The organism is Thermovibrio guaymasensis (genome assembly GCF_003633715.1).
Classification (GTDB): domain Bacteria; phylum Aquificota; class Aquificia; order Desulfurobacteriales; family Desulfurobacteriaceae; genus Thermovibrio; species Thermovibrio guaymasensis.
The window spans coordinates 32275-58253 of the sequence record NZ_RBIE01000004.1; the positions used below are offsets into that span (position 1 = coordinate 32275).

The 25979-nt window shown below is 44.7% G+C and carries 23 protein-coding genes and 2 tRNA genes; 10 read left to right on the forward strand and 15 right to left on the reverse strand.

The window, feature by feature from the left end; genetic code table 11:
• Positions 1-131 precede the first annotated feature (131 nt).
• From C7457_RS07585 to C7457_RS07650, 14 genes are all read right to left on the reverse strand, one after another.
• Complete coding sequence (locus C7457_RS07585; protein WP_121171672.1) at positions 132-479, reverse strand: hypothetical protein; 348 nt, start codon at positions 477-479, stop codon at positions 132-134.
• A 24-nt stretch (positions 480-503) separates the two neighbouring features.
• Positions 504-1166 (reverse strand): hypothetical protein, encoded by a 663-nt coding sequence (locus C7457_RS07590; RefSeq protein WP_121171674.1) that lies wholly within the window; start codon positions 1164-1166, stop codon positions 504-506.
• Positions 1167-1205: 39 nt separating this feature from the next.
• Complete coding sequence (locus C7457_RS07595) at positions 1206-2036, reverse strand: hypothetical protein (RefSeq protein ID WP_121171676.1); 831 nt, start codon at positions 2034-2036, stop codon at positions 1206-1208.
• A gap of 199 nt (positions 2037-2235) precedes the next feature.
• On the reverse strand, positions 2236-3420 hold the full coding sequence (locus C7457_RS07600) for a WYL domain-containing protein (protein WP_121171678.1): 1185 nt from the start codon (positions 3418-3420) through the stop codon (positions 2236-2238).
• Positions 3417-3785: a gamma-glutamylcyclotransferase family protein gene (locus tag C7457_RS07605; protein WP_121171680.1), complete on the reverse strand. Its 369-nt coding sequence runs from the start codon at positions 3783-3785 to the stop codon at positions 3417-3419. Before C7457_RS07605 ends, C7457_RS07600 begins: the two co-directional genes overlap by 4 nt.
• Entirely contained in the window at positions 3782-4441 is a 660-nt protein-coding gene (locus C7457_RS07610) for a hypothetical protein (RefSeq protein ID WP_121171682.1), read from the reverse strand. Before C7457_RS07610 ends, C7457_RS07605 begins: the two co-directional genes overlap by 4 nt.
• Positions 4438-4902: a riboflavin biosynthesis intermediates N-glycosidase gene (gene ybiA / locus C7457_RS07615; protein ID WP_211321830.1), complete on the reverse strand. Its 465-nt coding sequence runs from the start codon at positions 4900-4902 to the stop codon at positions 4438-4440. Before ybiA ends, C7457_RS07610 begins: the two co-directional genes overlap by 4 nt.
• 72 nt (positions 4903-4974) lie before the next feature.
• Entirely contained in the window at positions 4975-5826 is an 852-nt protein-coding gene (locus C7457_RS07620) for a hypothetical protein (RefSeq protein WP_121171686.1), read from the reverse strand.
• Positions 5827-5985: 159 nt separating this feature from the next.
• The gene (locus C7457_RS07625) at positions 5986-7068 is read right to left on the reverse strand and encodes a 5-methylcytosine restriction system specificity protein McrC (protein ID WP_121171688.1); all 1083 of its coding nucleotides are present in this window, start codon (positions 7066-7068) and stop codon (positions 5986-5988) included.
• Positions 7043-7411: a hypothetical protein gene (locus C7457_RS07630; protein WP_121171690.1), complete on the reverse strand. Its 369-nt coding sequence runs from the start codon at positions 7409-7411 to the stop codon at positions 7043-7045. Before C7457_RS07630 ends, C7457_RS07625 begins: the two co-directional genes overlap by 26 nt.
• Position 7412: 1 nt before the next feature.
• The gene (locus C7457_RS07635; protein WP_121171692.1) at positions 7413-8417 is read right to left on the reverse strand and encodes a hypothetical protein; all 1005 of its coding nucleotides are present in this window, start codon (positions 8415-8417) and stop codon (positions 7413-7415) included.
• Positions 8410-9150: an McrB family protein gene (locus tag C7457_RS07640; protein ID WP_121171694.1), complete on the reverse strand. Its 741-nt coding sequence runs from the start codon at positions 9148-9150 to the stop codon at positions 8410-8412. The genes C7457_RS07635 and C7457_RS07640 overlap by 8 nt, the downstream gene beginning before the upstream one ends.
• 12 nt (positions 9151-9162) lie before the next feature.
• A complete protein-coding gene (locus C7457_RS07645; protein WP_121171697.1) occupies positions 9163-10224 on the reverse strand; it encodes a hypothetical protein in 1062 nt (353 codons plus the stop codon).
• A gap of 110 nt (positions 10225-10334) precedes the next feature.
• On the reverse strand, positions 10335-12962 hold the full coding sequence (locus tag C7457_RS07650; RefSeq protein WP_121171699.1) for a valine--tRNA ligase: 2628 nt from the start codon (positions 12960-12962) through the stop codon (positions 10335-10337).
• 94 nt (positions 12963-13056) lie between these two features.
• Here C7457_RS07650 and C7457_RS07655 point away from each other — a divergent pair.
• The 10 genes from C7457_RS07655 (at position 13057) to C7457_RS07700 (ending at position 24968) form a co-directional block, all read left to right on the forward strand.
• Positions 13057-13133: transfer RNA gene (locus C7457_RS07655), tRNA-Arg, on the forward strand.
• A 20-nt stretch (positions 13134-13153) separates the two neighbouring features.
• Positions 13154-13597, forward strand: a complete 444-nt coding sequence (locus C7457_RS07660; RefSeq protein WP_121171701.1) for a nucleoside deaminase — start codon at positions 13154-13156, stop codon at positions 13595-13597.
• A 4-nt stretch (positions 13598-13601) separates the two neighbouring features.
• Positions 13602-13697: transfer RNA gene (locus C7457_RS07665), tRNA-Ser, on the forward strand.
• Between the two features lie 32 nt (positions 13698-13729).
• The gene (recA, locus tag C7457_RS07670) at positions 13730-14725 is read left to right on the forward strand and encodes a recombinase RecA (protein WP_121171703.1); all 996 of its coding nucleotides are present in this window, start codon (positions 13730-13732) and stop codon (positions 14723-14725) included.
• Complete coding sequence (locus C7457_RS07675; protein ID WP_121171705.1) at positions 14718-15815, forward strand: type IV pilus twitching motility protein PilT; 1098 nt, start codon at positions 14718-14720, stop codon at positions 15813-15815. Before recA ends, C7457_RS07675 begins: the two co-directional genes overlap by 8 nt.
• Entirely contained in the window at positions 15805-16245 is a 441-nt protein-coding gene (locus tag C7457_RS07680; protein ID WP_121171707.1) for a regulatory protein RecX, read from the forward strand. The genes C7457_RS07675 and C7457_RS07680 overlap by 11 nt, the downstream gene beginning before the upstream one ends.
• A 63-nt stretch (positions 16246-16308) precedes the next feature.
• Positions 16309-18951 (forward strand): alanine--tRNA ligase, encoded by a 2643-nt coding sequence (alaS, locus tag C7457_RS07685; protein WP_121171709.1) that lies wholly within the window; start codon positions 16309-16311, stop codon positions 18949-18951.
• A gap of 123 nt (positions 18952-19074) precedes the next feature.
• Positions 19075-19494: a hypothetical protein gene (locus C7457_RS07690; protein WP_121171711.1), complete on the forward strand. Its 420-nt coding sequence runs from the start codon at positions 19075-19077 to the stop codon at positions 19492-19494.
• Between the two features lie 18 nt (positions 19495-19512).
• On the forward strand, positions 19513-23607 hold the full coding sequence (locus C7457_RS07695) for a hypothetical protein (protein ID WP_121171713.1): 4095 nt from the start codon (positions 19513-19515) through the stop codon (positions 23605-23607).
• 77 nt (positions 23608-23684) lie between these two features.
• Positions 23685-24968: a peptidylprolyl isomerase gene (locus tag C7457_RS07700; protein WP_121171715.1), complete on the forward strand. Its 1284-nt coding sequence runs from the start codon at positions 23685-23687 to the stop codon at positions 24966-24968.
• Here the strand turns inward: C7457_RS07700 and C7457_RS07705 are convergent.
• Positions 24960-25946: a PfkB family carbohydrate kinase gene (locus C7457_RS07705; RefSeq protein WP_121171717.1), complete on the reverse strand. Its 987-nt coding sequence runs from the start codon at positions 25944-25946 to the stop codon at positions 24960-24962. The two genes, C7457_RS07700 and C7457_RS07705, sit on opposite strands and share 9 nt — an antisense overlap.
• Positions 25947-25979 lie beyond the last annotated feature (33 nt).

Genomic DNA, 25979 nt, shown 5'->3' on the forward strand with positions numbered 1-25979 from the left:
ATTCAAGGGCCCTATTAAGGGCCTTTTCCTGTATTTTTATCCTCTTTTCCATGCATTTCAGGAAGAACTTTAGGTTATTCTGGTTCTTTGTATAGTCTGAATTTGGTAAGGGTAGGGGAATCTTTTCCCCTTCAAAAAGCTTTTTTAAACTCTTTGGCGGTTAACGGAGTGATTTCTACAAAGTCTTTCTGTATAAACTCTGTGCAAAACCTCGGTTCTGCGTAGCCAACGAGGGTAATTTCGTGGTTTTCGTCCTCCCTCTTCTGACTCTCAATCTGGGTCAGGAAAACTCTAGCCTTTGAGCTACATTCCAAAATCCTTCCACTGCTTTTAGTTAGAACTACTTTGAAAATAAAGGGTTTAGGGTCTGGGTGATCTATTCCGCTTCTCAGTTTCTCTTCTGCAAGTTCTTTAAATTCTTTGTCTTGGGGTTGAGGGAGCTCCTCTTCTGAGGGGTAGAGGTCAAGGCTACCTAACAAGTAACTTCTGTAGGTCCAACTCCCTTAGTGTTTTCTCAGAGCTCCCACGTAGAGGTTACCCTCATAAGAAAAGAGACTTATCGGAAAAACCTCTCTCCAGCCGTGAATTTTTGGACTCTCTTTGTAGTCCTCTTCTATGTAGAGCTCCTTCCTTCTTACTCTAAGTCCTTTCTTAGTTATTATCGCTTTTATTATTTTTTCTAAAATTCGCTCTTCTATGGGACAGTAAACGGCAGTGTAGGGTTTCTGATAGTAAAAATTGTTTGTAATCTCTTTTTCAGAAATAGGGGTATTTGGAATGGCAATTTTTATAAAATTACTAATCCACCTTATAAATTTGTTTAATTTCTTCAAAATCCTAAACTCGTCAGGAATAAAAGAGAAAATAGATAGTGCTAAAGTTAGTTCTTCACTGAAGTGATAAAACTTTGAAAGTCCCAGTTTGCTTATTCTCCACCTTTTACCACTTCTTCCTACTCCTCCTTTTGAGTTAACTAACTCTTCATCTTCAAGCCAACTCAGGGCTCTTGTAGTGGCTTTTTGATTCTTTTGCGAATTTGGAGAGTCTATGATTCCTCTCTTGTAAAGCTCCTTTAACAGTTGATAAGTTTTCATCTCTTTTAAATCTTTTAAACTTCTTGCCAGGATAGTAAGGAGTTCTATTTTCAGTCTACTCTGTTTACTCATATCCCTCCCTAAAAGGTAGGGGCGGAAGCGCCTCTAAACTTAAACTATTACTATTCCTCTTAATACTTTTATTGAGTTGTTTCTGTTTATTCCGAGTCTACCTGCTATCAAAGGGTTCAATTCTTTTGAGCCGTTGGGATTCCGGATTAAAAAATCAAGTTCGAGGGGAGTAATAGGGGTAAATTTGCCATTGGGAGCCGAGTTTATTACTCTCTCTATTTCGTCTTTCAAACTGAGGTAAGAGCTTCTATCCATCTTTGACCAGGTTTTTCCGCTATAGGTATAAGCGCCATTTACTCTTCTTATTCCCCTGAAGTGATGGGTTCCACTGTAAATAAAGGATAGGTTTTTAAGAACTATCCCGTCTATAGGACAGTGAAACCAGTCGTAAGCGCTGTTTGGAATGGTAACTATCCCATTGTTGTGTTCAACAAACAGGTATTTTAGAGCCATGTTCAGCAGTTTTTGTGCAATTCCGTAGGTAACTTGACCTTTGCCTCTCTTTCCGCTCTTGGTATATTGGTAATTTCCAACGAGGCTAGTGCATAGGGCATTGTGGCGGTTATCAAAATCTCTCTTGGATTTAATTGAACCGTTGCACACGTCAATTAAAAACCTCGCTACTTCGTTAAACATTATCTGCTTTACAGACTGTTCTCTAAAGTTTCCGCTTGTGTAAACTGCGTTATTTCCTATCCCCCTGCAGACTCTAGCCACAGAGCTCCCAGAATAAGCTCTGTTTATGCATATTCCTATTACTCCGAGGCCGGTCGGTAATCTAACTGGCACCGGCTTTTTAATTCTGCAGGCCCTATCCACGTTTTGGAAGTAGTTTACGATCGGATCGTTAGGTGGAGTAATTACTTTCATTTTCTCCTCCTCTAATTTTTCGTTGTTCTTTTATGTTAATCCCTAAATGGGACATATTTTGTCCAATTTGATAAAAAGGAATTTCAAAGTTCGAAGAGTATCTTCAAAACCTATACTGCTTAGTCTCTTGCTGTTAAGTGAAAGGGTGGGAGGTTTTTCTCTTGCCTCAAGAGTAAGAGTATTTCAACTGTTAAATGCCTTAGTTTAAGTTTTTGAGTGCTAATTTTACTGCGTTGTCTTTTTTACTTGTTAGAGCCCTTAGATACTTCAAGAATTTCCTAAAATTTTTAGTATTTTGCTTAAAACTTCTCGGCGGTAGGGGAAGGTTTACTCCCCTTCTCTTAAACATTTCTTTAATGAGCTCATGGTCTATCCTCTCAAACTCCTCCTCAGTTAGAGATATTATTTCTATAAAGTCTTTCTGGAGGAACTCGTTACAGAAGCGGGGCTCTGCGTAGCCAACCAGTAAGGCCTCAAAGGTTCCGTCGCTTCTTTTCTTTGCTTCTATCTGGGTTGTAAATGCTAAAGCTCCCTCTATCTTCAGCTCCCTTCCCCCTATTTCTGAAAGGACCACCTTAAAGAGGAAGGGTTTGGGCTCGGGGAAGTCCATTCCCGTCTTTCTCTTCTTCTCAACCAGTTTTACGAACTCTCTATCACGAGGGAAGCTTTCGTAGAGTACTCCGTAGAGACTTAAACTTCCCAGTAGGTACGTTCTGTACCTCCACCCGTTTCCGTGTCTTCTGATGGCCCCTACGTAGAAGTTTCCATCGTAGTAGAAGAGGCTTATCGGGTAGATTTTTCTCAGGTTGCTCATTCCTGGAAGGTTCTCCCTAAAGGGCCGGTCTATTGGGAGGTCTTTTCTTATTACCTCTACAGGACGTTCCTCAATTATTGCCTTGACTATTTCTGCAATCTTGCTATCTAAAATGGGAGCGAACCTCATTGTGTAGGGCTTTTGGTAGAAAAACCTTTCCTTTAGGTCTTTTACTCTCTTCTCTCCCAGCCTTTTTGAGATGCTCAGAGCAATTCTCTCCACGGAACTAAAAATCGGGAGCCCCCTGTACTCGTCCGGAAGGAGGGCCAGGAGAACGAGTAGCCCTATTCCGTCCTCGTCGTTAATCTGGCTGAACATCTCCTCGGTTTCGGGGGTGAGCTCCCACCTTTTACCGCTCCTTCCCCTTCCCCCTTCCGAGATAATCAGGCCCAGCTCTTCAAGCCTGTTAAGGGCTCTGATTAAGCTCTTCTTATCTCCCTCGCTCCTATTGAGTATCCCCTCCCTTGCAAGGGCTTCTAAAATCTTCTTTGTTGAAAGTGGCTCGGGCTTCTCTAATAAAAGTTGAATTACTTTTATATAGATTCTGTCTATCCGCTTACCCCTATTCATTCCCCTTCCCAGACGAAGAATTTGCCCTTAGGTGGAACGGGAGTTCCCTTGGGCTCCTTCCTATAATACATGAGGGCTTCAACTTCCTTTCTCGTATTTAATTTAACCTTTACTCTCTTTCTTTTGTAGTGAATCGGGTAGCCCTCAAGGTTGTCAAGCTCAAGGAGTGTTTTCTCGTCAACCTCATAGACCTCACCCTTTAAGGGAAGTCCCTCTTCGTCAGGTACCGCGTAAGGGAAGCCCACAGTATAGAGCTTAAACTTCTCAAGAGTAATACCCTTACCGATAAACCTCGCCCTCTTTAAAAGTGCGTTGTTCCAGAAGCCTCTCTTTAAGGTTCCGTAAACAAAGACAAGCTCTCTCATCTTAGCTCCCTTAAAGTTCCTTTTACTGCAAGGAATAAAGATGAGATAATCTCGTCAGTAAACCTTTCTCTGAGCTCTTTTGAGAGCTCAAGTTGAATCAAGTAAAACTTCTCACCGAAGAGTCTCTTTATTTCTATTAACGAAGGGTCTCCCGAATATCTGACCTCTTTCACTCCTCTGTGGGGAGCTCCGCAGGTTTTAAGGGCTTGGCTGAGCCTTTGAGTGAACCCGTCTCTGAACTCTGGCGGGCACAGCTGTCCGTTGATTGTTCCTACGATGAAATCTCCGCCGCAACTGTTTGCGTTTTCATCGCTTACGCCGTGAAGCGTAAGATAGAGGAGGGGCGAGCTTCCCTCCCGATTAAGCCTGTTAACAAGCTTTTTAAGAGCTCCGTTCCTGGCTTCTATTCCCTCTCTCTGATAGCTCCCGAACTTTGCTCTAAACTCTTCATCTCTGTTAAAGTCAACAATTAATCTTGAAGTTCTTGAGATAATTCCTCCCCAGCCGTACCTACCGCAGAGCTCCACGGCTATGTAGCCGGTGTAGTACTCCCTTTTTGGGCCCCCAGCGTGGGGAGCCTCAATGATTACTCTATCTTCTGAAACGGGGTAGATTACGTCAAAGAATCTCTTTTCCTCAAGCCGGCCTCTTATCATATTTCCTCCCTTAACTCTTGTCTGATTTTCATGAGAATCTGTCCCAGCATGTTCTTTCCCTTATAACCCCACGGAGAGTCAGGGTCGGGCTTTCTGAGGTTTACCCCCCAGAACTCATCTCCCCACCTGTTTCCCTCAATTAAGAGGGCATCTTCCGTCTCAAGGAGCTTCTCCTTTAAATCGAGGTTCTGATTAAACTTCCTCCTTACGAGCTCCTCCATTACCTTTACCTTCCTGCTCTCCCAGTGGCCGACCCCTCCCAAGAGGAGAACCTTCCTTCCCATCTTCTTTGCCTCTTTCGGGAAGACCCTCGTAAAGGGCATTCTCCTGTGGGGAGCCGTCTTTGCAGCCTGAAAGGCATTCTCAACACTGGGGTAAACGAGACCTTCATACTCAACCTTGCAGGGGTAGAAGTTTGAAAGGAAAAAGTACTTACCCCTGAAGTTCAAAATCTTTTCCAAAATCCCCTCCTAATCGGGTTCAAATCTGAAGATATCAGATTAAATGGACAAAATTTGTCCTTTAAAACTCCTCTAAGTGGAATCGGGGCTCTTTGAAAAAAGGGGGTAGAATCCGGCTTTTCTCCACTGCTCTTCAAGGTCTTTAACTCTGAGCTCCCACTCCTTGATTCTCTCTCTCTTTGATTCAGGGTAGAACTTGTCAATCAGTTTCTCTTCGTTGTAGATGTTTTTTGAGAGCTCCTTGTGGAGCCTTTTGAGGAACTCCTCAAGCTCCAAATCCCGGTCTAAGTGGGGAAAGTCTCTCGGAACTCCTCCCTCCAAGAGGAAGTGGTAAAAGGCCAGCTCCCTCTTTGCCTCCCTATAAATCTTTACCAAGGCAGCTAAAACAGGAAGAGCCCTTCTGTCATTCCTGTGTAGGGCTGCAAACTGAGCAACCAGCCCGGGGAAGAGGTTATCTATCATCTCCATAAGCCTGTTTCCCCAAAAGAGGGGATCTTCTCCTAAGTCTCCCTGATAGCTAACGTAGAGGACTCCCTCAAAGGCAAGGCCTTTTAAGGTGGCTTCTCTTAACTTCCTTTTCCTTGAGAGCCCCGGAACCCTTAAGAAGGCAGTGGTTAGGAAGGAGAGAACTTGAGCGGTAGGAACCCTTACAATTCCCAAGAACTCGTTTAAGAAACCTCCCCAGAATTTCTCAATCTGCCAAAAGCCTCCGTGTTTAACGAATCTGTTTTTCTTCTGCTGTTTTCTCATTAGGAATTTTGTTAACTTCTTAAGCTCTTCAACTACTTCGTCTGTGAGGGGGAGCTCCCTGCGTTTTAAGAGAGAGGTTAATCGGTTTAGGGAATAAAGCCCTGACTCGTTTATGCACCCCCTCCTATTTCCTAATTCTTCCCTCGTTTTACTTACGAGCTCTACGGCCTCCACCTGCTCCTCCTGAAGTGGTTTAACCTTAATGTGGCCACTTAAAAGGACAAAAAAAGTCTTATTGGAGGAGCCGTAGGAGTTTCTCCCTTACCTTCTGTCTCAGGCTCTCCAGTTGCTCGTCTAAGGGGAGTTCCCTACTTATACTCTCCATAATTTCCCTCATGTTGAGGTTTCCCTTATGTCCCAGGTTAACTGCTCCCTGCTCTCTATTTCCGGGTAGACGAGAAGGGGCTTTCTTATCGGCCTTCTGAACCTCTTTTCAAGGAGGTAGGCGTAGGAGATAACTTGAAAGCAGTCGTTATTGGGTATTTCGTCTACTCTTTTCCACTTTGCGTCTATTACTGCGTCTTTAAAGAGTATGTCCGGCCTTATTTTGAAACCCTCTCCGACGGAAAACTCCTTCTGGTACTCGGATTCGGGAAGAGCAGTGCTTATTAACCTTTCAAAGAGGAAGTCCATATTGTAAAGCCAAGTTATGGCCCCTCCCCTTCTGCCCCTTCCTCTTCCCTCTTTCAGCAGTTTTGCCAACTCAACTATAGGCTCGTAGTGGGCGTTCATTCTGTTTAGCTTTATCCGGCCGGGGCTCTCTCCTGTCGGCCAGTTTTCAACTTCAAGGTCTTTCAGATAGAGGATTATCCTTCCCGCGAGGCTTTTGAGCTTCTTAAAGGTAGCTCTCTTCCCCACAAGCTCGGCTACTTTTAAAAGAAGCCTGTTTACCGGGACGTCTGCAGTTAAGAGCTCCCTCTCAATAAAAAGCTTTTCTCTGTTAAAAGGATTTCTCGTTAGGTTCTTTGAAACTAGAACCCTTCCCGACAGGTTCCTTGACAGGAGCTCTTGTCTTTCGTAGCTTCTGTAAATTCCGGGGATGACGATTTTCCTCTCTGCGTAGAGAAGAGTTGCGTACATAACAAGCTCAAGGAAAGGAACTTTAAGGTCGAGAGCTCCCGCAACTCCCTTTAGTTGGCGGAGGTTTCTCTCAATCAGGTTAACCATTAGTAGAGTAGCAAGGCGCCTGCCCTCTTCTTTACTCTCGCTGTAGTAGATTTTCGGGAGAATTTCAATAACCGTTCCGTCTGATAGGCTTATAAGGCCTATGTGGCTTGAGAGTTTTACTCCTTTCTTTCTCAGCTTGAACTGGAACTTCTCCCTTTTAACTACTTCCTGAAGCTCCTCCCACCCTTCCCGGCTCAGCTCATCCTTTTCAATCAACTGGTGCTCAAACTTGGTTAGTACTTTGCTCATTGTTATTCCTTTCCGTGAAGTTGATTAATATCTCAACTATCTCGTAGGTTTTATCCTTAGGGAGCTTTATCTCGCCGTACTTGTCAATTATTAACTTGCTTATCTTATCCCTTTGAGAACTTCCTCCGGTAAGTATGGAGATTAGAGTTTCCCAGTCGTCGTAGAAGTACTCCTGAAGCAGGGGAAATACCGATTTTCTCAAGATTTCTACAAACCTCTCCGGCGTCATGTCTTCTTTTAAGGGCAGAAAGTAAGCGTGGCCGATTGTGAAGTCTTTACCCTTTTTTTCTTTTATTTCGTTGTTTAGCTTTTCAAAGAATTTCCACACCTTTAACTCGCTCATACTACTCCTCCTTTTCCGGTAGGTATGTCAGCTGCTCTTTAAAGGAGGTTCTCGTCTCCTTTAACTCCTCCTTAGAAACTCCGTACCTCTTAAAGAAGAAGCTCAGCTCTTTAAAGGCTTTGTCGTAATCCCCTCCAGAATCGGCTATAAACTCAACGAGGGCTTTTACTACAAAAAGGAGCTGAGGTCTTGCTGCGTCGGACGGGAGCTCCCTGTCTAAAACGCTCTCAAAGAACTCTGTAAACTCCTCGGAAAACTTGAGGAGAAAATCCTTTAAGAGAATTCCTACTTGAAGGAGTTCCTTTGAGGGTTTAAAAATCATGGGAATTTCTATTAAAGGGTAGGTAAGTTTCGTTAGAAAGAGCTTTCCCTTCGGCCTCTCTTTTGAGGATATTGCCTCGGTTAAGAGCTCTTTGAGGAAGAGGATTTCTCCTTCCAAGTATGGAGCCTCCACCCTTTCTAAGGCCTTGAACCACTTCGTAAGGCCGAAGAGGGCTTCTGCTGTTAACCGAAGGCTTTTGTCGGCCGTAGAGTAGAGCTTTCTTGCAGATAGATAGTTTCCCCACTCAACGGAAGTTCTTGTAAATGCCTCAATTACCTCCTTCTCTTCTTCCTCTACCCAGTAGTGAAAGAGCTCCTTTTCCTGGTCGTGGTAGTTTATTAAAATTCCGGCCATTGCAGTAATTTCAACGAAGTTGGCCTCTGCGTAGGCTATGGCGTCGGCAATCCTTTCAAGGAATTTTTCGTTAAAGCCTATCCCTTCGTCCGTGAGCTCCGCTGCCTTCTCCTTTTCCAGCAGAAGGTGGTAGAGAGTGAGGAGTTCCTCAAGAAGACTTAAAACCGCTTCCCAGTTCTCCTGGTTAAGTCCCTCCTCTAAGTTTTTAAGAAGGAGCCCCTTTGTCTGCTCAAAGGCTCTCTTTAGCCCCTCCTCTGCCCCTTCTTTGTTTCCCTTTATACCCTCCCTTACTATCGAAGGATAGACGAAAAACTCCTTGGGATTACTCATTTTCTTCCTCCTGGGAACTCTGTGAAGAAGGAAGAACGACTTTTATGTTTTCCTTTCTAAGAAGTTCGGTATCGGGAAGGAGTTCTTCAAACTCAAACCTCCTTCTTAAGGCTGCGTCAAGGAGGACAATGCTTCTGTCTGTCGTGTTCATCGTTCCGATTATGTGAAGGTTTAGGGGAACTGCAAAGGTTTCCCTTGAGTAGGGAAGGACTGCGTGGAGCTCCTCTTTCTTATTTCCTGACTTACTACCTAATCGTTTGTTATTTTCAATTAGACTTATAAGCTCCCCGAAAATAGAAGGGATATTCCTCCTGTTAATCTCGTCAATAATAACTACCACCCTGTCTGCATCGTCAAAGTTGAAGAGCTCCTTCTCTCCGTTCAGGTACTTTTTGATAGCCTCTTTTAGCTCCTCCTTTCTTCCTTCGTAGTCCGGCGTTTTCTCGGGCTTTTGGGTGTAGGCCAGCCAGAGGGCCTGATAGACTGCAACTTTGAAGAGGCCGTCTCTGACTTTGTAGGTTAACTGACCGTTTTCAACTTCAGCCCAGATGCCCTCAATAAACGTTTCGTAGGAGGTTGAGGGATGAAATGTCGTGAAGATTACCCTCCAGTCGGTCTTGTCGGGATTTGTAAACAGGTACTTGGAAAGGTCCTTCTCCTCCACTCCAACTATTTTTGCGGCAATCTGTTTTGCCTTAAACGTTTTTCCGGTTCCCGGCGGTCCGTAGAAGATGAGATTTAAAGATTAGTTTTCTTTATTGCGGTTCACGTTACACGTAAACGAGAGACAGTCTTCAGGATGGGGACTGTTGTAATGTCTTATTTTAGGTTCGTGGCTGCGGAGTTTGCTAAGTCCCCACGCTACTTCGGTCAGTTTGAGATCTCCTTCTAATCTTATTCTATTTAGTTCGCTCAGGAATTTTTTAAGACAGTCGGTATTTCGTGAGTCACTTCCTATGCACCTCTCTTTTTGTCCCTTGTAGTTTGGATTAAGTTCGTTTGTTATTTCCCACCACCTTTTCATAACAGTCGTAGATATCGCTTCAGATATCGGTATAAAAAAGTCGAGGTTGATTACGTGAGCGAAGGTTGTAAGAAAGGTATTTAGTTTTGCTTTATTTGTTTCACTTCCCAGCTCTTTATTTATTTCGTCTACTTTTGTAGCGTATCTTTCTATTACTTCTTTATAGTTGTTCTCGTTACAGGTGTTTATTATCTCTAAAAGCTCTTCAATTTTTTCTGTCTGTGAGGTGATAAGATTCTTTACTCTTTCTCTTCCCCGTCCCTGCCCCAACCAATATTTTACGTACGGAATGGGCTCTGATAGTTCTCTGAGGCGTTCTCCGTCAAAGCTTCTGGCGTTAATCTGGTTTAGGAGTTCTCTCCTGATCTCCTCCAAACTCTGCTTGATTTCCTCGTCGCTCTTTCCTGATAGTTGGGCTACCCACTTTAGGTACTTCTTAAGTTCTGGAAGTTTCTTTAGGCATGGTCGCTTTCTTTCATTGTTTAACTCCCATCTTCCATGTTTTTCCGGATTGTAGGGCTCAAGTTTGGCTTGATCTGGGAGCTCCTCATCTATTCTGTTCTCCGTTACTACAAAAATACAACCTTGAGACTTTGTTCCGAGATTACTTCTACCGCAGTAATTTACAGTTTCCTTGTGGATGCATTCCCTTAGTACTTCGCGATTTTCCTCTCCGAGCTCTTGAGACAGTAGGCTCAAAAGTTCTCCCAGTGTAATTCCTTGGGGGTAATTCTCAATAATGCGGCATAGAGTTTCTCTACATTCCTCCATTAATCCTTCCATTTCTTTCTCCTTGCTGAAATTTTTTTCTTAATTATCTCCTTTAAATAGGACAAAATCCGGTAGATAAAGCGGAATTTTTGAAGGACGGAGCCCACGGAGGGCTCCGAGCTTTATTCCATGTTCTTAAGCTGCTCTAAGGTAGAGGAGAGTTTGGCGTGGAGTTCCTTGAGCTCCTTTAGCTCCTCTCTGTTCTTCTCAACAACTTCTTTTGGAGCTCTCTTTAAGAAGTTCTCATTTGAGAGCTTCTTTCCCAGCTTCTCAATTTCCTTTGCCATCTTCTCAAGCTTCTTCTTAATCCTCTCAATCTCTTTTGCTACGTCTATCAGCTGGCCGACCTTTACGTAAACTTCAACTCCTGGAAGGAAGAAGGAGACTGAACCTGAAGGAGCTTTATCTGTTTTGTGAATTTGTGAAACCCTTGCCATCTGCTTAATTGCAGGTGCCATCTTCGCAACGGTCTCAAGGAGTTTTTCGTCCTCTGTTTTAACGAATACTTCAACTTCAGTTGACGGAGGAATTGAGAGTTCTGCCTTAACGTTCCTAATTCCCCTTATTAGCTCTTTAACAGATTCAACGAGTCTTGCAATTTCTGGGAAGGCGCAGCACTCCTTGTCCGGCCAGGGAGAAATAACTATTGACTCAGAATCCTTGTTTGGGAGTTTCTGATAGATTTCCTCACTTATGAATGGCATTATTGGGTGCAGGAGTTTTAAAGAGTCCCTTAGAACCTTTAGTAGAGTGTGGGCTGCGGTCCTCTTTTCCTCTTCTGTTCCTTTGTAGATCCTGTGCTTTGTGAACTCTAAGTACCAGTCGGCAAGTTCGTTCCATATGAACTGATAGACAGCCTTTGCGGCATCGTTAAACCTGTAGCTTTCTAGGGCCCTATCGTACTCTTCAACGGCTTCGGAGAGTTTGGTTAGGATCCACATATCCTCTGGAGCGTACGCTACAGAACCTTCTGTTTTTATATTCTTTGTAGCGTTTAAGACGAACCTTCCAACGTTCCAAACTTTGTTTGCAAAGTGGCGGTAACCCTCAATAATTTTCTCTGAGAGCCTTATATCCCTACCCTGTGCGGCCAAGGCAGTTAAGGTAAACCTTAAGGTATCTGCCCCGTACTTCTCCACCATTTCAAGGGGGTCTATGACGTTCCCCTTGGTCTTACTCATCTTCTGGCCCTTTTCATCCCTTACGAGGGCGTGAACGTAAACGTCTGCAAAGGGCCTCTTACCTGTAAAGTGGTAGCCCATCATCATCATCCTGGCTACCCAGAAGAAGATAATGTCAAAGCCGGTGACCAGAAGGTCTGTAGGGTAAAAGGCCTTAAGGTCATCAGTTTCCACAGGCCAGCCGAATACTCCGAAAGGCCAAAGTGAGGAACTAAACCAAGTGTCAAGGACGTCCTCGTCCTGCTTTAGGTTGGAGCTCCCGCAGTTTTCACACTTTTCTGGTGCCTCTTCTGCAACGTTAACGTGGCCACACTCAAGGCAGTACCATGCAGGAATTCTGTGTCCCCACCAGATTTGCCTTGATATGCACCAGTCCCTTATGTTGTACATCCAGTCAAAGAATGTGTTTTCCCACTGTTTCGGTATAAACTTTACTTCGTTTGTCTTAACTGCCTCTATTGCTTTTTCTGCTAGTGGCTTTGTCTTTACGAACCACTGTTCTGTTAGGTAAGGCTCTATTACTGTTTTACACCTGTAGCAGTGGCCTACAGAGTGGATGTGAGGTTCAACTTTCTCTAGGAGTTCCTCATCCTTTAACATCGTCACTATGGCTTCCCTTGCCTCAAACCTGTCCATTCCTTTAAAAGGAGGGACCGTAATCCTTCCCCAGTCGTCCATTATCTGGATTTCAGGCAGGCCGTGTCTCTGAGCAACTTCATAGTCGTTAAAATCATGGGCTGGAGTAATCTTTACTGCTCCAGTTCCAAACTCAGGGTCAACGTACTCATCGGCGATTATAGGAATCTCCCTTCCTACGATAGGTAGGCGAACTCTCTTTCCTACAAGGTGTGAATATCTTTCATCCTTTGGATTTACCGCTACTGCAACGTCTCCGAGGAGAGTTTCAGGTCTAGTCGTGGCAACGACTATGTAGCCGTCCTCTCCAACTATAGGGTATCGGATGTACCAGAGGTTGCCCTGTTCCTCTTCGTGTTCTACCTCTAGGTCGGAAAGAGCCGTATGGCACCTCGGACACCAGTTTATTAACCTCTTTCCCTTGTAGATGAGTCCCTCTTTGTAAAGTCTGACGAAGGCCCTTCTAACCGCCTTTGAGAAGCCTTCGTCCATAGTAAACCTTTCCCTCTCCCAGTCACAGGAAGTTCCCAGCTTTTTAAGCTGGTTTATTATCCTGCTTCCGTACTTTTCCTTCCACTCCCACACTCTCTTTAAGAACTCCTCCCTTCCAACATCGTGTCTTGTAAGGCCCTCTTTTGCAAGCTCCCTCTCTACTACCCACTGGGTTGCAATCCCCGCATGGTCAGTTCCTGGAACCCAGCAGACCTCGTACCCTTTCATTCTCTTCCAGCGACATATAACGTCCTGAAGGGTTGAGTTAAGGGCGTGGCCAACGTGTAGAACTCCTGTAACGTTTGGTGGAGGGAGAACTACGCTGAATTTCTCCTTTTCTCCCCTTAAGACTTTCTTTTCGTCTGCGTGGAAGTATCCCTTTTCAAGCCACTTCCTATACCACTTATCCTCAAAGAGAGATGGATTGTACGTTGGTTCCATTTCCTCCTCCTATTATCCTTTAAAGCTTTGCAAATTTTAGCCCTTTTTGAGGTTGAAAACTTATACTGCGGGGATAAATTTATTCCCGAAATCCGCGCCCGTAGCTCAACTGGATAGAGCGTGGGACTACGGATCCCAAGGTTGCAGGTTCGACTCCTGCCGGGCGCGCCATTCTTGATCAGAGTTAGCTAATGGAAGACCTTCTCTTCCTCAGGGAAGCTCTCAAAGAGGCTGAAAAGGCCTTTTCTTACGGCGAAGTTCCTATTGGAGCTGTTGTTGTTAAGGACGGGCAGGTAATTTCCAGAGCTTTCAACAGAAAGGAGTTCCTTCAGGATCCTACCGCCCACGCTGAAATCCTTGCAATCAGAGAAGCCTCAAGGAAATTAAACTCCTGGAGGTTAGAGGGCTGTACCCTCTACTCCACCGTTGAGCCGTGCGTTATGTGTGCTGGTGCTATAATCCAATCAAGGGTTGATAGGGTCGTTTACTCCGTTCCCGACCCAAAGTTTGGAGGGGTAGAGAGTATATTTAAAATCCTTTCGGATAAGAGGGTAAACCACAGGCCTGAAGTTTTAAAGTTGGAGTTACCAGAGGCCCTTAAGCTTTTAAAGGAATTTTTTAAGCTTTTACGCTAATTAAGGAGAGGTGGCCGAGCCCGGCTTAAGGCGCCCGACTCGAAATCGGGTGTGGAGGCAAAAACCTCCACCGCGGGTTCAAATCCCGCCCTCTCCGCCACATTCTTAAAACCCCTTTTCTGAGGAGTACCTATGCAAGAAGAGAGGAAAAGAGTACTAGAGGACGCGTTAAAGAGAATTAAGAAGGAGTACGGCGAAGGATCTGTAATGTTCCTCGGCGAGAGGCCCGTAGAGAAGGTTCCGGCAATATCTACCGGTTCAATTGCGATTGACAGGATAACGGGAATCGGAGGAATTCCCAGGGGAAGGATTACCGAAATATACGGTCCAGAGTCCTCAGGTAAAACAACTCTAGCCCTTCACGTTATCTCCAACGCTCAGAAGGAAGGAGGAATTGCAGCTTTTATAGACGCAGAACACGCCCTTGACCCTACTTACGCTAAGAAGTTGGGGATAAACCTTGAGGAGCTCCTCGTTTCTCAGCCAGACAGTGGAGAGCAGGCCCTTGAGATCGCTGAAACTTTAGTGAGGAGCGGAGCTATTGACGTTATAGTTGTTGATTCTGTTGCTGCTTTAGTCCCCGAAGCTGAGATAAAGGGGGATATGGGAGATTCACACGTTGGTCTTCAGGCTAGGTTGATGTCCCAAGCTTTAAGGAAGTTGACTGCTGCAGTCAGTAAGAGTAACTGTGCTTTGATCTTCATTAACCAGGTAAGAGAAAAGATTGGAATGATGGGATACGGGGGGCCTCAGGAGACAACTACAGGTGGAAGGGCTCTGAAGTTCTACTCTTCAATGAGGATGGAGATAAGGAATGTAGGTCAGATTAAGGGTAAAGGTGATGAGAGGATCGGTCATAAGGCAAAAGTTAAAATAGTTAAGAACAAGCTGGCTCCTCCTTTTAGAGAAGCTGTAGTAGAGATCTACTACGGTGAAGGAATTTCCAGTGAGGCTGACCTCCTTAACCTTGGGGAAGAACTGGGCCTTGTTAAGAAAAGTGGTTCTTGGTACTCGTTTGGGGATATGAGGTTGGGACAGGGAAAAGAGAATGCAAGGCAGTTCCTTAAGGAGAATCCAGAAGTGGCCAAGGAGATAGAAGAGAAGATACTGGAGGCTTTAGGTGGCTAAGGTTGACCTTGATCAGCTTTTAACTAGGGCCTATGAACTTGGGGCTTCCGACCTTCACCTTAGGGTTAAGGCCCCACCTATACTAAGGATTAATGGAAAACTGGTAAAGTTAGACCTTCCTCCTTTAGAGGTTAGTGATATTGATGCATTCGTTAAGAAGATCCTTCCGATAGAGAAGAGAAAGGAGCTCCCGTACATAAAGAACCTTGACTTTGCCTACTCTCTCCCGGGAGTTTGTAGGTTTAGAGTTAACCTTTTCAGACAGAGGGGAACACTTGCAATTGTCATGAGGGCAATTCCGGTTGAGGTTCCAAAGATAGAGGACCTTAACCTTCCGGAAGTTGTTAAGGAGATAGCCCTTTACCAAAGGGGCCTCGTACTCGTTACAGGTACTACAGGTTCTGGTAAGTCAACAACTCTTGCTGCAATGCTGGAGGAATTAAACGAAAAGGATTCAAGGGTCGTTATAACTATTGAAGACCCCATAGAGTACCTACATAAGGATAAGAGGTGTCTCTTCTACCAGAGGGAAATAGGGAACGACGCGGATGACTTCTTTACCGCTCTAAGGGCAGCCCTTCGTGAGGACCCAGACGTTATTCTCGTTGGTGAGATGAGAGATCCTGAAACGGTTAGGACTGCCCTTGACGCTGCAGAAACTGGTCATATGGTCTTCTCAACTCTTCACACCCTTGACGCTAAGGAAACTATAAACAGGATAGTTTCCTTCTTCCCCCTTGACCAGCAGCAGGCTATAAGGTTTCAGTTGGCCTCTGTCCTTAAAGCTACCATATCCCAGAGGTTGCTACCTAGGGCAGACGGGAAGGGAAGGGTTCCTGCAGTTGAAATTATGATTGTTACTGAGGCAATAAGGGAAAGGATAATGAATCCTGAGCTTACCGATGAAATTCCTGAGTTTATTGAGAAAGGGCACGAGGTTTACGGTTCCCAGACCTTTGACCAGTCCCTCTATGAACTCTGGAAGAAGGGTCTAATTACTAAGGAAGATGCCCTTAAGTATGCAACAAGACCTGATGACTTGAGGCTTAAGATGGAAGGTATCTTTTCAGGCGGAGCTGATGAGTTTTAAAGACCTCACTTCCTATGCCTTTAAGTTACTCCTTAGGAAGGATTACTCAGAAAGAGCTCTAGCTGAAAAGCTAAAGGAGAAGTTCCCTGAAGTTCCAGACAAGGAAATTTCAAAGGTTGTAGGGGAAATATCGTCTCAAGGTTTCATTAACGAGTATAGGAGCGTTTGGAACTACTTTGAGTCAAAGGTTAAAAAGGGATGGGGAAGGAGGAAAATAGTTTACAGTCTAAGACAGAAGGGTTTTAAGTCTGAAGTTATAAGGGAAGTGGAACTCTCCTTTCCCTACGACTACTCGTTCATCATTAAAGAGGTTAAGAAAAAGTACCCAGGGGATAAGTTTAAGGCCAAGAGGTTTTTACTTCAGAGGGGTTTTTCCTTCCTTGAGGTTGAAAAGATCCTGAGTTTGGCACAGGGTAATCAACTATCTTAAAGCCTACAACTTACTTCAAGTTCTAATAGAATTTCCCTTAAGAAATTAGGTTCGGGAGAAGAGATGAAGTGGAGTTCAGACAGGATAAGGGAAACTTTCCTTAACTTTTTTAAAGAGAGAGGGCACGTTGTTGTAAAGAGCTCTCCTTTGGTTCCTAAAAATGATCCTACCCTTCTCTTTACAAACGCCGGAATGGTTCAGTTTAAGGACTACTTCCTTGGAAAGGAGGAACCGCCCTTTAAGAGGGCTACTAGCTGCCAGAAGTGTATGAGGGCTGGGGGTAAGCATAACGACCTGGAGAACGTCGGGAAAACCGGCCGTCACCACACCTTCTTTGAGATGTTGGGTAATTTCTCCTTCGGAGATTACTTTAAGAGGGAAGCAATAAAGTATGCTTGGGAACTGGTTACAGAAGTTTTTAAACTTCCAAAAGATAGGCTTTACGTTTCAGTTTACGAAAAGGACGATGAAGCTTTCAAAATCTGGAGGGACGAGGTAGGCGTTCCCGAGGAGAGGATTTACAGGCTCGGTGAAAAGGACAACTTCTGGGCTATGGGAGATACGGGCCCCTGTGGTCCGTGTAGTGAAATCTACTACGATAGGGGAGAGGAGTTTGCCTGCGGTGAGAACTGCGGAATAGGGAAGTGTGACTGTGACCGATACCTGGAGATTTGGAACTTGGTCTTTATGCAGTATGAGAGGGACGAGGAAGGAAACTTAAAGCCCCTTGCCAGGCCTTCAATAGATACTGGAATGGGCCTTGAGAGGATTGCTTCTGTCCTGCAAAACGTTCCTTCAAACTACGAAACTGATCTCCTCTTTCCCCTTGTTAATTGGGCGTCCCAAGTAAGTGGAATTCCTTACGGAAAGGATGACAAGAGCTCCGTTTCTATGAGGGTAATAGCGGATCACTTAAGGGCTATGACTTTCTTGATTGCCGACGGAGTTCTTCCTTCAAACGAGGGAAGGGGTTACGTTTTAAGGAGGATTATAAGGAGGGCCTCCAGGCACGGAAGGCTCCTTGGTATAAACGGGCCTTTCCTCTTTGAAGGAGTTGATAAAGTAGTTGAGATTATGGGTAAAGCCTATCCGGAACTCGTTAGGGAAAAAGACCTTATTAAAAGGGTAGTCAAGAAGGAGGAGGAGCGCTTCTCAAAGACGCTGGAGAGGGGATTAGATATACTTCAAGAAGTAATTGATGAGCTAAAGTCAAGGGGAGAAAGAGTTATTCCGGGAGAAGAGGCCTTTAAACTCTACGATACTTTTGGTTTTCCTCTGGATCTTATCCTTGAGGTTGCAAACGATGAGGATATGGAAGTTGACTTAAGGACTTTTGAGAAACTGCTTCAGGAGCAGAAGGAGAGGGCAAGGAGAGCTTGGAAGGGAGGAACTCAGAAGGTTGTCTCACCTGAACTACAAGAGCTATCAAAAGAGAATCCTACAGTATTTACAGGCTACGAACACCTTGAGGAGTATGCGAAGGTTGTTGGGATACTTAAGGATGATAAGTTAGTGGATGAGCTAAGAGAGGGAGAGGAGGCTTTCTTAATCCTTGATAGAACTCCTTTTTACCCAGAAAAGGGCGGACAGGTTGGAGATACTGGTGTTATTGAGGGAAATAACTGCTTCTGTAAGGTTTTAGATACTCAGAACATAACCGAAAACCTTATTGGCCACAGGGTAAGGGTAGAGAGCGGGAGTGTAAAGGTCGGGGATTTTGTAGAGGCCAGAGTTGATGAGGAAAGGAGAAGGGCTATTATGAGGGCCCATACTGCAACCCACCTTCTCCACAAGGCTTTGAGGGAAGTTTTAGGAAACCACGTTAAGCAAGCTGGTTCTTTAGTCCTTCCAGACAGGTTAAGGTTTGACTTTACCCACTTTGAAGCTCCTACAAAAGAAGAGCTGAAGAACGTTGAAGAGTTGGTTTATAAGTGGGTTATGGATAACTACCCTGTTAAAGTTGAAGAGCTCCCCTACGACGAAGCAATAGAGAGGGGGGCTATAGCACTCTTTGGGGAGAAGTACGGAAAAGTTGTTAGAGTAGTTGACGTTGGCGGCGTTAGCGTGGAGCTCTGCGGAGGAACCCACGTTAAGAGGAGCGGTGATATCGGGTTTTTCAAAATTACTTCTGAGTCCTCAGTTTCTGCTGGAACCAGGAGAATTGAAGCTTTAGTTGGAGAAGAAGCTCAGAAGTGGGTCTGGGAGAAGGAGGAGCTCGTTGAAGGTTTAAGGAGGGAGCTCCAGGTTCCAGAAGGTCAGCTCTTAACGAAAGTTTCTAGCTTAGTTGAAGAGCTCAAAGAGAAGGAGAAGGAGGTTGAGAGGTTAAAGAAGAAGCTTGCCTCCAGTCAGGTTGATTCAATAGTTGAAAACTCCCCGTCGGTTAAGGGGGTAAAGGTAATTACTGCTAAACTAGATGGTTTTGGCGGTAAAGAGCTTGCAGAAATTGCGGACGTTATAAGGAGTAAAGCGGGAAGTTGCGCGGTAATGCTCGTCGGAATTAAGGATGGTAAAGCAAGCCTTCTTGTGGCCCTGACTAGAGATTTAACCGATAAGCTCCATGCAGGCCAGCTTATAAGGGAGATAGCTCCTCTTCTTGGAGGTAAAGGGGGAGGAAGGCCCGATATGGCCCAAGGGGGAATAAAGGATCTATCAAAACTATCAGAAGGTTTCAACCTGTTTAAGAGGAAAGTAGAGGAGGCCCTTTAGGCCTCCTTTTTTGTTTGGAAGTTGAATAAAAAATTCCGAATATATGCCTCCTCCACTTAACTAAATTTGCTAAAATACTGAATCCTGCATTATAAATTAATTGGGATTCTTAGGAGGTAGTCTATGGGAAGAAAGTGGAGGAGGCAGAAATTAACTCTCTCAACTGGTTTTATACTATCTGCCATTTTAACTTCTCAGGCCCTTGCTCAGCACCCTGCCGTTAAGCTTATTGACGTTGACGGAAATCCTGTTTCTGAAAACCTAGACACTTCAAAGACCGTAACTGTTCAAAGTAGAAGCGGTAGTTCGGTAACCCTTCCTAGGGGAACTCCCGTTAGTTTTGAGAAGACCTGTAGCCAGTGTCACGAAGGTATAGTAGATGATGTAAGGGCTTCTCACCACGGTGCAGTTGGCCTACACGATATGGGCTGGATGGATAACCACGAAACGAAGGGAGACGATACAGGAACTAAGGATTTCGTTACAAACGCTGTTCTTAAAATGCGCTACTTCAGGAGTAAGTCCCACTACGGAGGTTGGTGACCGCCCTCTTACCGCCAGTTGGCGGCAAAGAAACCTCTAAAGGACCCTGCAGTTCCAGATGGCTCTGTTGACGGCGTAAATCCTGCAAATATGTCTTCCTACAAAGGTTTTAACTTTGACATGGGAACTATGAATCACAACATAACCTGTAACTCGTGTCACGCTGGAGGGGGAGCAGCCCAGTTTGGAAGGGAGGAAGAGGACCTTGATAAGGTTCTTGAAGAGAAATTAGGAGCGGACCTTTGGGAAGACCTTAAGGATAAAGATTGGTTTATTCACGATGAAGAGTACTTGTCTAAGACGGGTATAGATGGAGATCTACTGGGATATTCGGAGTATGAAGTAGGAGCAGGTTACATTGGAAAGCCGGGCGTTTTCAACTACAAAAGGTCAGGAGTTAACGATACAGACTGCTTTATGTGCCATGCAGATGCCTCATCAGATAAGAGGATTTACTCTGAAGTTAACGGTACGAAAGTTTACCCAATAATGCCTGCTAACCCGAGAGTTATGGTTTTCAAGGGGATGACCTCCGATGGTGAAACAATCGTTATATCCCTTGGTTTTCCACCGAAGATTGGGGAGGTTATAAACGGAAAGAAAGTTGAGAAAGTTGACTCAGCTTATTACAACTCAGTTCCCCTTTCGGTTCTAAATAGCGTCTATAACGATTCTAACCTTAAGAGTAGGATAACGGATAAGGACAATCAAGAGCTTAAGTTCTACCTCTATCCGAACAATCCTAACGGTGCAACTAGGGAAGTTGCAAGGGTTACCTACTTTGAACACCCCGAAACTACTAAGGATAAGGATGGTGGAGAGGTCTACGTAAACGGAGGTTCTGTAACCTTTAAGGACGATAACGGGAGTGTTGTCTATAGAACCTTTGCTGGATTCTTCTTTAAGTACATCTCTACAGCCTCCCTCATGGGAGTTGATACTGATGGAGATGGCGTTCCACTTGCCTACGTAAGGTTTGTTAAAGATGAAAAGGGTTTCTGGAGACCGGAAGTTTACTACGATTCTGATGAGTTTAACTCTAAAGGAGAGGTTGATCTACCAATCCTTGAAAATAGGGTAGGGGATAAGAACGTTCCATCTACAGAAGTTCATCCTCAGGACTACACCTATTCTGTTCCAACGAAACTGGGAGACGCTAATAATCCTTACCCCAGTATGACTAACGGTAATAAGGATAGGGAATGGGGATACGTCTGTTCCTACTGTCATATGGCGATTCCTTATAAGAGTGGGGAGACCTCTAACGGTGACATCTATACGTGGGTTACGAGGAAGGGAACTTTAGGGGTTGCTGCTGAGGTAGTTAAGAGGGGAGACGTCTTCTCCTACGATCTTCACAGGGGTGGAGAGAATAAAGGGAACCTACCCCACGATGCTTTCGTTAATACAGACTTTAGTGATCAAAATCAGAAACAACAGGCCTTTGGAAGGATGTTGACAGCCAAGTCGGTAGTTTCCTTTGATGACATTCCTATCGGTTACGATGTTCACTTTGACAGTGAAAAGGGAAGTATGACTTGTCTGTCTTGCCACGGTGAAGGTTCACTGTCTACCGAGGAGAAGGAATATCACCCAATCCACCATGACTTCCTTAAGGGGAACGACTGGGGTGGTCACTGGGATCAGTCCCTTGACTATAACCCATCACTTAAGACCTGTTTAGACTGTCACTTTGGCGGTTCAAGGCAGCTTGCGGCTGAAGTTCACTTAAACGCTTTCGGGCCAAACGGAGTTTCTGCTGTCCATATGGAGAAAGTTGCTTGTGAGGTCTGCCACATTCCGTTTAAGACCCACTGGACTTTTAGGACTTTCTACGACGTTCTCGGGTACTCCTATAACTTTGATAACAGAATGCTCGGCTATGATTTAGAAAATGGAACTGTTAGAAAGCTACCAGAGAGTATGTTTACTCCTGGGTTTGGTCCGTTTATGCCAATTGGTGGTTATGGAGCTCCCCAACCCTTCTGCATAGTTAGAACGGAAAATGGAAAGGATACTGTAGTTCCGATTTACCAGGTTGACTTTGATCCAAGGCAGGCTGCACTCAGGTATAAGCAGAGCGTGTTTGGTATATGGAAGATTCCTGAAAACGCCTTCCCGTGGGCTTGGGCTCCTGTAATTATCAACAACGGCTTCAGGCCCGATTCTCCTGGAGGCCAGAAGTTTATGTACAGGATTGCCGATCCACTTACACTTGTAACTTGGTACGACAAGTCAACAGGAAAGGTCTTGTACACTAGGGAGATGGCAGCTGCACTTGACGGTGCCGTTAAGTCGGATTCAGCTTCAAAGGGAGTTCTTCCAGCCGGCCAGAGTGAAAAGAGAGTCCCAGCCTACTTCATCCACGACGGTAAGGTCTGTGTAAAGACTATCCTCGGTAAGTACATCTGTGATGACAATGGAGACTACCTACCTGAAATTGATACCGATTCCGAGTATCAGGATATGAAGGCAGCTATAACTGAAGTTCTTAAAGCTGAAGGAGTTAAGAATCCAGACCCAGTCTTCTACCTGTGGATTGCTCCCTTTAGCATTGATCACGGAGTTCTCCCTAAGGAGTATGCTCTCGGTTCAGGAAAAGTTGTGAACGGTGAAGAGCTTAACTGTTCGTCCTGTCACGATGCAAAGGAGGGAAGACTTCCTCAGGCTAACATGGCTGATATTAACTCAAGTAGCCTAAAGGAGCTCATTGAAAGGGATGAGAAAGGAAACGTTAAGTACTTTGGACTCGGTAGGGAAATCGTAACAGTTCCGGTTAAGATTCCTCCTTCTGCTTACAAGGAGGCTGTTAAGGTCTTCTTTAACTCTCCGGAGAACCCCGACGGTTCACCTAAGTATGGAAGTATGAACGGTAGAGAGGTTATGGTTACAACTGCTGGAGACATTCTCGTTAACGCCCTTACAAATGGAGTTGATGTTGATAGACATTTAGTTCCTATTCCCGTTGAAAGTTCAGGAATAGATGGAGTTGCTTTTGCCCTTCCTGGTAAGAAGGCCCAGTGGAAGATGAGGTTTGACGGAATTGAGGCAGAGGTTGAAACGGAAGCTCTCCACGGTGATGAAGTTCCAAGGAGAGCTATTGTCTTAAGACTTAAGAATGAACTTCCAGAACTTCTCGGCTTTGAACATCACGCTGAGGAAATCCTTGATGCTGGGGGTGAAACCCTCGTTCCAGTATTTACTCCGATAATTCCCTCTGAGTTTATAGAGAAGATCAAGTTTAACCTTGCTAAACTTCAAGTTGTAGGTCCTGAGGGTCTCTATATCAACTGTGCAAAAATCCACAAGGTAAGGAAATCTGAAGGTGAGAATGTCTACTACGAACTTGACAAGGATAACTTTAAGCCAACGTCAATTTCTGTGAGTGAAGCTATAAGTAGAGGTTGGGCTTCGTACGACTCCTACACAAAGGAACTTACAGTTAACGTTGCAGCTTTAAGGGAAGGTGTTTCAGGAGAGGGAGAGCTCGTCTTTGCCCTCATGAGAGCTCCGGAATCTACAGTAGTTATTCCGGAAAGGATTACTCTAGTTTCCCAACCTTCTGCTTTAGAGGTGAAGGTTAAGGTAACTGTTAGTGGCAAAGAGCATACAGTTGATATAGCAGTTGAGGATGATGGAACTTCAATTTCTGAAGTTCTCGGAAAAGAGCCCCAAACCTACAGGGAGCTCCTTGACCTTGCCAAGGAGTTTGAACTCAGTAAAGTTATTCTCGGAGTTAAGTTAACTTCAACTTCAGAGAAGTTTAAGTTGACGTTCAAGGGTGCAGCTTCCTTGGTTGACCCTGATAAGGCTGTTGTTGCTGTTAAGAAGGGAGAGGGAACGGAGGTTGAAGTTAAACCTTCTGTTTCCGGAAATGACCTTGTAGCTGAGGTTGATTTAACAACCAGGTCTGAAGAGAACGGAGAGGCGGTAGTTGCAGTTCTTGGTGAGAAATCCTCTACTCCGACTGCTGAAGTTTCCTCTTCCGGTGGAGGCGGTGGAGGAGGATGTTCAATGGGAGCTCCTCAAAGTGCTGCAAACGGTCTAGTTAACCTTGGAGCTCTCTTAACCGGCCTACTTGGCCTCTTCAGATTTAGAAGGAAGAAGCATTAAGTACTAAAATTGATTCCTGTGGGAGGGGGCCTTGCGCCCCCTTTTATAATTTTGGCTCACCTAAATTTGGAGGAAATATGAGAGGTAAACTTGGAATTCTCCTGACGGCTACGCTCTTCCTTCTTTCCTGTTCTAACGGTGAAAAAGTTTCAAAAGCTGAAAAAGTTAAAAAGGAAAAGGGCCTTCAAAGTAGAGTGTGTTCAGATGATACGGTTTTGGCTAAAGGGAAGAACATTAAGGTGACCCTTGCCGATTACAGGAGCACGTGGAAACTCCTAAACCCTAAAGCTAAGGAGTTCTTTAAAAACCATCCTGAAGAGCTCTTAAGGAGGATGGTTAACCGCCGCCTCGTTCTGGCTTACGTTAAGGATAGCGGTCTTGCCAAAGAGTACGGTCTTGATAGGGAGATGGAGGAGTTTAAGAAGGAATACCTCTCCAGGAAGTTTGTTTCAGACCTTGCCAGGAAGAGAGTTAAACCGATAAGCGAGGAGGAGATAGAGAAGAGGTTTAGAGAGCTCTTTCCCAACAAAGACCCTAAGGAGATTAGTCAGGGAGATAGGGAGTTTATAAAAAACGAACTTCAAGTTAAAGCTTATGATAGGGCCGTCTCTTCGGTGTATTCGGAGATTGAGAAGAAGTTAAAGGTAGTTAAGAAGGACGGTAAATTAACAATTGAGTGTTGCGGTATAAAGGTCTCTGAGAAGTTGGGGAAAGACCCTAAGAAGCAGGAGGAGAAGTTAAAGGAGAGGTTCTTAACTGAATACTTCTACAGTCAGGCTTTAAAGGCAGGTTACGATAAAGACCCTGAATTTAAGAGGATGTTTACAGAGTACTTTGCCGGTAAGGCAATAGAAGTTTTCAAGAGGGAGCTCTCAAAGAAAATAGAGGTAAAGCCTGAAGAGGTTGAGGATTACTACCGGAGAAATAAGGAAAAGTTTAAGATGCCTGAGAGGGTCAAGGCAGTCGTTTTCTACTTCTCAGACGAAAGGAGAGCAAAAGAGGCTAAAGAACTCTTAGATAAGGGAAAGTCTTGGCAGGAAGTTGCTAAGAGGTTTGGGCAGTTTAACGCTAGAGAGAGGGTTTACTATAAGGACGCTAAAGACCCTATAGGGGTAGCTATCTTCTCAATAGGTAATCCAAAGGGCAAGGAAGCTATAATTATTTCACTTTCAGAAAACAGGTACGCTTTGGCTTATCCGGTTCAGTATATTCTCGGTGGACCAATTCCTTTTGAGAAGGCAAAGAAGTTTATTGAGTTAAAGCTGAAAGAGAGAAAGCTTAGAGAGGCTGAAGAGAAAGAACTTTCTAAGCTCTGGAAGGAGTACAAAGTCAAGCTTGAGAACCTGTCCTGCTTAAGATAGGAGTTCCTCTTTTATCTCTTCCCAGCTCTTTTGGGGCTGGGGGAAGGGCTCTTTAAAGAAGTTCTCGTACCTCTTGACTACTTGTTCCCATCTGGGAAGGCTCTTTTGGGCTCCTTCTGCCTCTATGGTGAAAGAGGCAACAGTTGAGGCGATCTTTGCAGCTGTCTCAATCGTGTAACCCTTAAGGAGGGCTGAGATAAATCCTGCCCTGTGGGAGTCTCCTGCTCCAGTTGGGTCTACCACCTTTTCCGGTTTAACTGCCGGAACTCTGAAGCTCTTACACTTAAATAAAACTACAGAGCCTTGGGCTCCTAAGGAGATGCAGATTAGGTTTGGTCCCTTTTCTTCCTTAATTAGCTCTTTGATACTCCGTATCTTTAAAATCTCCTTTATCCTCTTCGCCTCGTGGTTGTTCATAAAGAGCATGTGGCACTTCGGGATTAATCTTTTTACTCTGTACGGGTAACTAAAGGTTTCTTGACCGGGGTCAAAGCTTACAACGCTTTTAATGGAGCTCTTTTTAAGTATGTGGTAGTAAAACTCAAAGTGTCCGGTTGAGAAGTGGCAGACTTCGTGGTTGTTTGCAAGTTTAATAGCCTTTTTCCAGTTTTCAAAAAGGATTTTTGAAGTTCCCCTCTTGTTCTCGTAGTAGTAGAGGACCTGATCGTCGCTTCCCTCCTTGCTTATTATGAAGCTCCTTGGCATTAGGAAAGGAGCCGGCAAGAGGCCGCTAATGTCAACGCCTTCTCTCTTTAAGTGTTTTTCGTAGTTCATTCTCTTAAAGTCGCTTCCTGCCACTGCAAAGAGGGAGCTCTTAACCCCTAACCTTGCAGCTGCAACTGCAACGTTTGCCCCCGCCCCTCCGTAGGTGTAACGGTACTTTTCGGCCTGAACTGTCTCGTTTACGGCGGCAAACTTCTTAACTACTAACACGTTATCTATGACGATACTTCCGAAGGCTAAAATCTCCCTCCTCACTTAAACTCCCTTTAATGTAGCTTGGTGTCATAT